At 41.2% G+C, this 8,884-nt stretch carries 9 protein-coding genes; 7 read left to right on the top strand and 2 right to left on the bottom strand.

Annotated elements, in window-relative coordinates; translation table 11 throughout:
* Positions 1-1,018 precede the first annotated feature (1,018 nt).
* Both ACEYW6_RS35145 and ACEYW6_RS35140 read right to left on the bottom strand, forming a co-directional pair.
* Entirely contained in the window at positions 1,019-1,510 is a 492-nt protein-coding gene (locus tag ACEYW6_RS35145; RefSeq protein WP_412983438.1) for an orange carotenoid protein N-terminal domain-containing protein, read from the bottom strand.
* Between the two features lie 412 nt (positions 1,511-1,922).
* Positions 1,923-2,321: a DUF6335 family protein gene (locus tag ACEYW6_RS35140; protein ID WP_412983437.1), complete on the bottom strand. Its 399-nt coding sequence runs from the start codon at positions 2,319-2,321 to the stop codon at positions 1,923-1,925.
* A gap of 370 nt (positions 2,322-2,691) precedes the next feature.
* Here ACEYW6_RS35140 and ACEYW6_RS35135 point away from each other — a divergent pair, with 370 nt between their 5' ends.
* From ACEYW6_RS35135 to ACEYW6_RS35105, 7 genes are all read left to right on the top strand, one after another.
* Entirely contained in the window at positions 2,692-3,093 is a 402-nt protein-coding gene (locus ACEYW6_RS35135) for a DUF2267 domain-containing protein (protein ID WP_196509499.1), read from the top strand.
* A gap of 112 nt (positions 3,094-3,205) precedes the next feature.
* Positions 3,206-4,303, top strand: a complete 1,098-nt coding sequence (locus ACEYW6_RS35130; protein WP_412983436.1) for a DJ-1/PfpI/YhbO family deglycase/protease — start codon at positions 3,206-3,208, stop codon at positions 4,301-4,303.
* Positions 4,304-4,419: 116 nt separating this feature from the next.
* Positions 4,420-5,118: an SRPBCC family protein gene (locus tag ACEYW6_RS35125; protein WP_412983435.1), complete on the top strand. Its 699-nt coding sequence runs from the start codon at positions 4,420-4,422 to the stop codon at positions 5,116-5,118.
* A 102-nt stretch (positions 5,119-5,220) separates the two neighbouring features.
* Positions 5,221-6,390 carry a zinc-dependent alcohol dehydrogenase gene (locus tag ACEYW6_RS35120; RefSeq protein WP_412983434.1) on the top strand — a complete coding sequence of 390 codons (1,170 nt, stop codon included), beginning with the start codon at positions 5,221-5,223 and terminating at the stop codon, positions 6,388-6,390.
* A 62-nt stretch (positions 6,391-6,452) separates the two neighbouring features.
* Positions 6,453-6,836: a hypothetical protein gene (locus ACEYW6_RS35115; RefSeq protein ID WP_412983433.1), complete on the top strand. Its 384-nt coding sequence runs from the start codon at positions 6,453-6,455 to the stop codon at positions 6,834-6,836.
* Positions 6,837-7,014: 178 nt separating this feature from the next.
* Positions 7,015-8,184, top strand: a complete 1,170-nt coding sequence (locus ACEYW6_RS35110) for a zinc-dependent alcohol dehydrogenase (protein ID WP_412983432.1) — start codon at positions 7,015-7,017, stop codon at positions 8,182-8,184.
* An 89-nt stretch (positions 8,185-8,273) separates the two neighbouring features.
* The gene (locus ACEYW6_RS35105) at positions 8,274-8,615 is read left to right on the top strand and encodes a cupin domain-containing protein (RefSeq protein ID WP_412983431.1); all 342 of its coding nucleotides are present in this window, start codon (positions 8,274-8,276) and stop codon (positions 8,613-8,615) included.
* Positions 8,616-8,884: the final 269 nt, after the last annotated feature.

Raw genomic sequence — 8,884 nt, 5'->3', positions numbered from 1 at the left:
AAAATTCTTCTCCCACCAGTCCAGCATTGCTCGTCACCTTTAACACCAGATTTTTATTACTTTACCGTATATACCGTACTGTCTCCTAAATCCTTTACCAGCAAGCTTTTTGAGACTTAACGGGAAAAGTCAGATTCTATTAGTGGGTATTGGATCATAGCTTAAGTATTAAATAACTGTGAACATTGTCTAGTGTAGGCAGGCGTAGCCAGCCGTATCCCTATCGGGAAGCAAACTACGCGTAGCATCTGTCTGCGACACGCGGCGCAAATGTAGAGAAGGGATCGCCTCTATTTAAAGTATTGAAAACTGAGACATATAGCTTTCATTGTTCAAGATATTTATCAGCCATAATAACGTATGATAAATTAGTTACATTTTTGAGTTTTCCTTCGATGTATTTTTGCATTAGTTATGAAAAGAATAATTAAATCTGCGATGTAAAAATTTGAACTATCCCTTTTATACCTTTCTAAATCTTAAACATTTAGCTCTAAATAAAACACTATAAAAAGATGGAACTCTAATATAACCTAAGCATATTTAAACCAACCAAAAGACAGATTAAATCAACTATAATTACTTTTAATATATTGAATACAAAACAAAGGGCGTTACGACTGTAGGGTGCAACTGGCCTGAGGACATAGATAAGCACAGAGTAAGAACTTTAGTTTTTACTCTGTGTTTATTTATTAGAAAAAATAAACACGCCAGTCATCAAAATACAGCTTGATATTAAGATATTAAGTGACTGGCGGATATAGCAAGGTTTAACAAAAGGGTTATAAATGCGTATAATACCCTTACCCTCCTCGTGAGGGCGAAGCTGCATATAGCAAGCAAGAGTTGGTAACGCTACGCTAACACCAATCACCTAGTTTAAAAAACCTGCTGGAGAGTAAAGACATTCTAATTTCTGAATCCTTCTACTACAACCAAATTAACTTGGTATTACAGTCGTTCTCACCGGATGGCTAAAAAGGTAGCCTCAAGTAGCCTAAAAACTTCAAAAGTACTAAATTTCAGCACCTGCTTTTGGTTCGGCACCCATTGGCGAAACATAATCACGGAAAAGAGTAATCTGTTGCTCAAAGCCTAATCCTTGAATTCTGCCAAACAATGCTTTAGATTCTGAGGGAAGTTCATAGTTAGAAGGTACAGGAATGATAGTACCATTATCCATACCTTGAGATAATCGATACCAAAATAGTAGCTTGGTGGTATCACCTAAGGAACCATATTCACGAGAAATTTGGGTATCTACTTTATTAATCAAGTCACGCTGAACTTGTAATTGTTGTTCGTGAGATAATTCCTTAACTTGATTAAATAAACCTTCGGCAATTTCTGGGGAAACAGTGCTGGCACCAGGAGCCGCTGGCGTAATTGAGCTACCCATTTCTTTGTAAATGAACCAAAACAAAGCCAGTTGTTGATCTACATCCAACTGTTGCCAAGCTTGAACATGTTCACGAATAATTGGATCGCTCGTTTGTGTAAATGTCATTATTAACTCCAATTGCCATTAATTAGTTTCATTACCAAGGTTATCAAATGTACATTTAGCGTTTTACCCTACTGAAGACAGATGTCTTGGAATCATAAAGAATAACAATTATAGACAGAACATAAATCCGGTAGAGTGAAGTACTGCATTAGAAATAGTACTGTTAGATAAAAATCCAATATCAAAACCAAATAATGCTTGGTAAGGGCAAGGTGAAGGAATTGGCAATTGGAATGCGGCAAAATGGAGACATTCTCAGGATATATTTCGATGGATAGATGTTAAATTAAATTGTGACAGTGCTTTTGTAAGCACTGTCACAATTTAGCCGCATTATAGTAGCATTAATTGATTAAATCGATTTCCAATTTCTGAATATAGAGTAGGAATACGGCTTCTGATTTTATTGAGCTTATTCTCGTCGTTCTTGATAATCTTCAGAAGATTTAGGATCTAACTCCCAGCGAGAATCGTCACGCTCCTCTAAAATATCGTTGGTACGCAGAAACGCAAAATCATCCATTTCTAGCCCTACTGCTGCTTCTATCTCTTCAGTTACATTTTGATCGGGAGTGGAAGTACTACCACCAACAGCTTCATCCCCAACTGCGTCTGCATCTTGCCAATAAGCGTCAACATCCCCACCAGTGAGTTCAGGACTAGTTTCTGTGTACTGCTGTCTTTCTGCTCTCATTGAGCGCCCACCAATATTGTATCCTGGCAAGTCTTTCACGCCAGTGCCGTAAGATTCGGTAATTTCCTGCGGCAAATCATTACTTTCAATTTCGTCATGATGATTTTTTTCTGCCATGATACTAGCCCTTTTCTGCATTCTCACAATAACGTTTTCCTGTCAGCAAGTTGTCTTACTAGAGATGTATAGCTTTAGTAATAAAATAATCTATCCCCTAGGAACGAAGCTAGACTACCCATTGCGCCATACTATTGTAGATATGAATTCATGGTCAAGCAACTTGTAGTTGAAGTTTTTAGTTATGAGTTAGGAGTTATCAAACCGAAATTATTCAGTAGTCAACTTTTCACTCATAACTATTTTTTATTACGAGCTAAAAGGAAAATTTAATTTTAGCGAACTTTAAGTTTTTATTAATTAATGCTTTTAACGACCTGAATGCTAAACAACAAAACATTAAAAAATTTTGATAAGCGGAGGTAGACAAGTGGAATACAACGAATTCATTACACATGTACAAAGCCTTGCCCAATCAGATTCTCGTGAAGAGGCAGAACGTGCTACCCGTGCCACACTAGAAACCCTTAAAGAACGGATAGCAGGTGATAATGCCCAAGAATTGGCTGCAAATTTGCCCCAACAACTAGGCGATTATTTGCGAGGAAGAGAAGGAGATGATGGTGAATCCTTCAACTTGCAAGAATTTATTACCCGTGCAAGCCAAAAAGAAAATATAGAACCAACCACTGCGGCAATTCATGTCCGGGCTGTGTTTGCTGTGTTGCAAAATGCCATTAGCCCAGAACTATTTGCTGCCTTGCACACCCATTTTTCTCACGATTATGAAGAACTATTTGGAACTTCACCAACAAGTGAAGTCCCTGCTTAGTAGGCAATTAAAATAAATTTCCTCAGGAGAAATCCTAGCTATTTATTTAACTGCCCTAATCGATAAATATTTTAGCTAGTTAAATACTAGAAATAAACAGGTAATACAATCTATGACTGACCATAACAATCATTCCGGTAAGAAAAAAGTTGCTATCCTCATTGAACAGGCAGTAGAGGATGCAGAATTTACAGTTCCTTATAATGGACTAAAACAAGCAGGAATGGAGGTAGTAGTCCTCGGTTCCCGAATGAATGAAAAATATAAAGGTAAACGCGGCAAACTTAGCATCCAAGCTGATGGTACTACGACAGAAGCGATCGCAGCCCAATTCGATGCAGTCGTGATTCCCGGTGGGATGGCTCCCGACAGAATGCGGCGGAACACCAACACGGTACGTTTTGTCCAAGAAGCTATACAACAAGGAAAATTAGTCGCTGCGGTTTGCCACGGCCCACAAGTTTTAATTGAAGGCGACTTGCTCAGAGGTAAACAAGCCACTGGTTTTAGCGCTATTGCCAAAGATATGATTAACGCTGGCGCAAATTATCTAGATGAGCCAGTGGTAGTTGACGGAAATTTGATTACATCCCGTGAACCCGGAGACTTGCCAATTTTCACCACAGCGATATTAAGCCGTTTGGGTTATGGTGGCAAAGATGCTGCATTGCCGAATGAAAAAGACACAAGTGCTGAATGGTGGAAGCTGGCTGATGCTTGGGGCGGCTCAACTAAAGGTGATATTGCCAGAGGTTTAAATACTGCCCTTAGTGGTGAACGTTATTCGCTAGAAGCATTTGAAAAGTATTTTGAAAAGGATTCAGATAGCGAAGTAAAATCAGTTTTTCAAGAAATAATTGCTAATAAACAGCGCCACATTGAAAAACTAGAAAATTATCTTCACCGATTGGGCGAAAAACCCTCTTTAGGGGCAAATATTGCCAATCAGTATGCCAAAGTGAAAACTGCTATGACAGGAAGTGATGATATATATCAGTTACGTTCTGCTCTAGGTGATGTGCAAACTGGTATCGGCGATATTGGCAATTTGTGTGCAATGTACACTGACCCAGTAGCAACAGCTATTTTCAAAGAAATTTACCACGATTCATTGAAATATGAACAACGATTGGTAGAACTGTATCGGGCGCGGATAGGCGCTCAGATTCAGCCTCCTAAGCCGACTACAGGGGCTGCTGTTTCAATGTAAGGTTTTTGGTTTTTTGAACGTAGACGGCTACCGCAGAGGCGCAAACAACACAGAGATAGAAAGAAGAGGATATTTGCGCCTCTATGGTGATTTTACTGTGATGGAGATATAAAAAAGTGACTTCAACATCAAGTGATAAACCAAGTACCAATCAGGCTGAAGCTAGTGAAGTAGAGCATTGGGCATCTCTCATTGGTGGTGGTGCGATGGTGCTGATGGGTTTAAGGCAAGGTTCATTGCGGGGAGCGCTGACGGCTTTGGCTGGTGGTGGTTTGCTCTATCAAGGTGCAACGAAGCAAAGCACAATCCAGCAAGCGCAGGAAGCAATAGGAATAAACCAACCCATCAAAGTTGAAAAGACAGTCACGATCAATAAACCAGCAGACGAACTGTATCGCTTTTGGCACAACTTTGAGAATCTGCCTACATTTATGAAGCATCTCAAATCTGTCAAGGTGCTTAACGCAAAACGTTCTCATTGGATAGCCAATGCACCTTTGGGTAACAGCGTAGAATGGGATGCAGATATTCTTGAAGACCGAGAAAATGAATTTATTTCTTGGGCTTCTGTAGAAGGTGCAGACGTTGATAATTCTGGTTTTGTTCGCTTCAAAAAAGCACCAGGCGATCGCGGCACGGAAGTCAAGGTTGTTTTGGAGTATAACCTACCAGGTGGAGCGTTGGCAGCTACTGTAGCTAAACTTTTTGGTGAAGAACCAGAACAGCAAATTGGTGATGAATTGCGCCGTTTCAAGATGCTAATGGAAGCAGGCGAAATCGCTACAACCGAAGGTCAACCTTCTGGACGCAAGTAGAGTTATTTGTTCTTTGTCCTCTGTCATTTGTCCTTTGCCTAAAGCGAATGACCAATGACTAATGACCAATGACTAATGACTAATGACTAAGGACTAATAACGATGAAAGCAGTCTGCTGGAACGGTGCTAATGATGTGCGGGTACAGACGGTACCAGATCCGACAATTCTCAACCCGCGTGATGCAATTATTAAAATTACTTCCACGGCGATTTGTGGCTCCGATCTCCATATTTATGGCGGCTATATTCCCACAGTGCAACAAGGTGACATTATTGGTCACGAATTTATGGGAGAAGTCGTGGAAGTTGGTAGAGGAGTCAACAATTTAAAAATAGGCGATCGCGTTGTTGTTCCTTCCACAATTGGCTGTGGTAATTGCAATTATTGCCAACGTGATATGTGGTCATTGTGCGATAATTCCAATCCCAACGGTTGGATTGAAGAAAAACTGTTTGGCAATATCACCTCAGCAATTTATGGTTACTCCCATATGTTAGGTGGTTATGCAGGCGCACAAGCAGAATATATCCGTGTACCCTTTGCTGATGTGGGTGTCGTCAAAGTTCCGCCAGACTTACCGGATGAGATGTTGTTATTCATCTCCGACGCCATCCCTACTGGTTATATGGGCGCAGAGTTATGCGATATCCAACCGGGTGATACTGTAGCCGTTTGGGGTTGCGGTGCTGTTGGACAGTTTGCCATGATTAGCGCCTACATGATGGGAGCCGAAAAAGTGATCGCGATTGATCGCTTTCCCGAACGCCTGGAAATGGCGAAAAAGTTTGCCAAAGCAGAAGTGATTAACTACGAAGAAGTTAATGCTGGCGAAGCGTTGAAAGAGATGACTGGTGGTCGTGGCCCCGATGCTTGCATCGACGCTGTTGGTTTAGAAGCACACGGGGTTGGTTTAGAAGACTTCTACGACCAAACAAAACAAAAGCTCAGATTGGAAACCGACCGTCCCCACGTTCTGCGGGAAATGATGGTCGCCTGTCGTAAAGGCGGGACTCTTTCAATCATGGGTGTTTATGGTGGTTTTGTAGACAAAATGCCATTTGGTGCAGCCTTCAATAAAGGTCTAACCCTTAGGATGGGACAAATGCATGGACAAAAATATATGCATTCGTTATTACAGATGATTTTGGATGGAAAACTTGATCCATCTTTTGTTGTCACCCATCAATTGCCTCTAGAGCAAGCACCCCACGCCTATCACATCTTTCAACAAAAAAAAGACAACTGTATCAAAGTTGTTCTTAAACCCTAGATGGCGAATAGTCATTCAGTGTTTGGATTTTTACACCTTACATAATGGAATTGAGGTTTTTTATGAATCGAGTAACTTCTTGGCTACGAAATATTCGCATTTCCCAAATCCTTGTAGTTTTCCTGGTAGGATTTATGTTTTTACTGGGTCAAGCTTTTAGTTACGTTAGTGTAGCACAAGCTGATGTTATAACTCCAGAAGGCACTTATTACAAAGGAGTACCAGACCGACAAGGTGAAATCAGAAAAGATACCCAAATTAGAAATACCCAAAATCCATTAAAACAAGCTGCTGACAATATCCGTGAAAAGCTAAATTTGGACGAAGAAACTCCTAGAGCTACAAAAGAGTTTCTGAATTCTACAAAAAACAAAGTTAGAGAAAATGGTCAAGCATTAACTGAAACTGAAGAGGGTTATTACCGAACCCCTGCTGCTACCAGATAGCGAATAAATAGGGTCTAAGCTTATAAAAATTTGTCTCATTGTTTGACTAAATATATTGTCGCATAAGCTTTGAGCAGTTACTGGGACGCGATAATTATCGCGTCTCTAAATTAGACCCAATCAAGATATTTATCTTGATATTATTTAGCCATAAATTCTAATTAAGGAATAAATAATTATGAAAGCAGTTTGCTGGCATGGAGCAAACGATGTGCGGGTAGATACAGTTCCCGACCCTAAAATTCTCAACCCACGCGATGCCATTGTTAAAATTACTTCGACGGCAATTTGTGGTTCTGATTTGCATATTTATGACGGCTACATTCCCACCATGCAAAAGGGCGATATCCTTGGTCATGAATTCATGGGAGAAGTCGTAGAACTTGGAAGTGCAGTTAAAAATGTGAATGTAGGCGATCGCGTCGTTGTTCCCTTCACTATATCTTGCGGTAGCTGCTTTTTCTGCAATCGAGATTTATGGTCACTGTGCGACAACTCTAACCCCAATGCTTGGTTAGTAGAAAAGCAAATGGGACATTCGCCAGCAGGTCTATTTGGCTACTCCCATTTATTCGGCGGTTACGCTGGTGGTCAAGCAGAGTATGCACGAGTCCCCTTTGCCGATGTAGGCTTGCTCAAAATTCCTGATGGTTTAACGGATGAGCAAGTACTATTTTTAACAGATATTTTTCCTACTGGCTACATGGCAGCCGAGAACTGCAACATCAAACCCGGTGATATTGTTGCCGTTTGGGGTTGTGGCCCAGTGGGACAATTCGCCATCAAAAGCGCATATATGCTTGGCGCGGAACGGGTAATCGCCTTTGACCGCATTCCCGAACGGCTGCAAATGGCTAAAGAATACGGCAAAGCTGAAGTTCTCAATTACGAAGAAGTGAATATTGGCGAAGCACTCAAAGAAATGACTGGCGGTCGTGGTCCCGATTCTTGCATAGATGCAGTAGGAATGGAGGCACACGGCACAGACTTTATGGCGTTCTACGACCAGGTAAAGCAAGCAGTACGTCTAGAAACAGACCGTCCGACCGCATTACGGCAAGTGATTGTGTCTGCTGCTAAAGGTGGTCACGTATCAATTGCGGGTGTGTACGGTGGCTTTTTAGATAAAATCCCGATGGGTGCTGCCATGAACAAGGGATTGACCTTCAAAATGGGACAAACTAACGTCCATAAATATTTACGCCCCCTGTTAGAGCGGATTCAAAACGGTGAAATTGATCCAACCTTTATCATCACCCATACTTTACCTCTAGAACAAGCGCCCCACGGCTACGAAATTTTTAAGCACAAGAAAGATAACTGCATCAAAGTTGTACTCAAACCTTAGTAGGTAATTGGGAATAGGGAATGGAACAAGGAAAATAACCATACCCAATGCCCAATGCCCAATGTTAAAAGTAAAAGGAGGCAAAAAATATGTCTGATACCACCGTTATCAAAGTAGACTCTAGCCATTCGCCTAAAGGTCAACTTGGTCAGAAATATCTTGCATCTGGCAAAACCATTTCCATGCGCCTATGGGAGAATGAGGAACCGAACGAACCTAAAGAGCCAACAGCACGGGAATATGAAACTGTTGGTTATGTAATCAATGGTCGTGCAGAATTGCATATTGAAGGGCAAACGATTTTACTAGAGTCTGGTAGTTCTTGGGTAGTACCAAAAGGAGCCAGCCACACCTATAAAATTTTAGAACCATTTACTGCTGTTGAGGCAACCAGTCCACCCGCTCAAGTTCACGGGCGAGACGAAAATTAAACCACAGATAACAAGCCCTTTTCAAAGAAGAGGCAGGGAGAAAGCTCCCTTGCCTCTTTTTCAATGTAGGCATTTTGTAGGGGTGCACATATGTGCATTGGTGTCAACTTAACGTGAAAGCCATCTTAGAACAAGCTTTTAGATATGTCTCGTTCCCAGTCTGAGACTATTGGTGACAACTTAAGACTCATTTAAGCTTGTCAACAGGTGCATCAAGGGAAAAAAAATGGGAAATCCAAGAGTCGGAAACCCAGATCACAAGCGGGATA

Origin of the sequence: Nostoc sp. UIC 10607, from assembly GCF_047228265.1 — a bacterium.
In the GTDB taxonomy this organism is placed as follows: Bacteria; Cyanobacteriota; Cyanobacteriia; order Cyanobacteriales; family Nostocaceae; genus Nostoc; species Nostoc foliaceum_A.
The sequence above is the reverse complement of the archived record's forward strand: the minus strand, read 5'-3'. Positions and strand labels throughout refer to the sequence as shown.

What these genes read in the sequence shown, in the direction of transcription:
- ACEYW6_RS35105 (WP_412983431.1), top strand. Translation starts at nt 8,274, where the DNA reads ATGTCTGATACCACCGTTATCAAAGTAGACTCTAGCCATTCGCCTAAA.
- ACEYW6_RS35145 (WP_412983438.1), bottom strand. Translation starts at nt 1,510, where the DNA reads ATGACATTTACACAAACGAGCGATCCAATTATTCGTGAACATGTTCAA.
- ACEYW6_RS35130 (WP_412983436.1), top strand. Translation starts at nt 3,206, where the DNA reads ATGACTGACCATAACAATCATTCCGGTAAGAAAAAAGTTGCTATCCTC.
- ACEYW6_RS35110 (WP_412983432.1), top strand. Translation starts at nt 7,015, where the DNA reads ATGAAAGCAGTTTGCTGGCATGGAGCAAACGATGTGCGGGTAGATACA.
- ACEYW6_RS35120 (WP_412983434.1), top strand. Translation starts at nt 5,221, where the DNA reads ATGAAAGCAGTCTGCTGGAACGGTGCTAATGATGTGCGGGTACAGACG.
- ACEYW6_RS35115 (WP_412983433.1), top strand. Translation starts at nt 6,453, where the DNA reads ATGAATCGAGTAACTTCTTGGCTACGAAATATTCGCATTTCCCAAATC.
- ACEYW6_RS35140 (WP_412983437.1), bottom strand. Translation starts at nt 2,321, where the DNA reads ATGGCAGAAAAAAATCATCATGACGAAATTGAAAGTAATGATTTGCCG.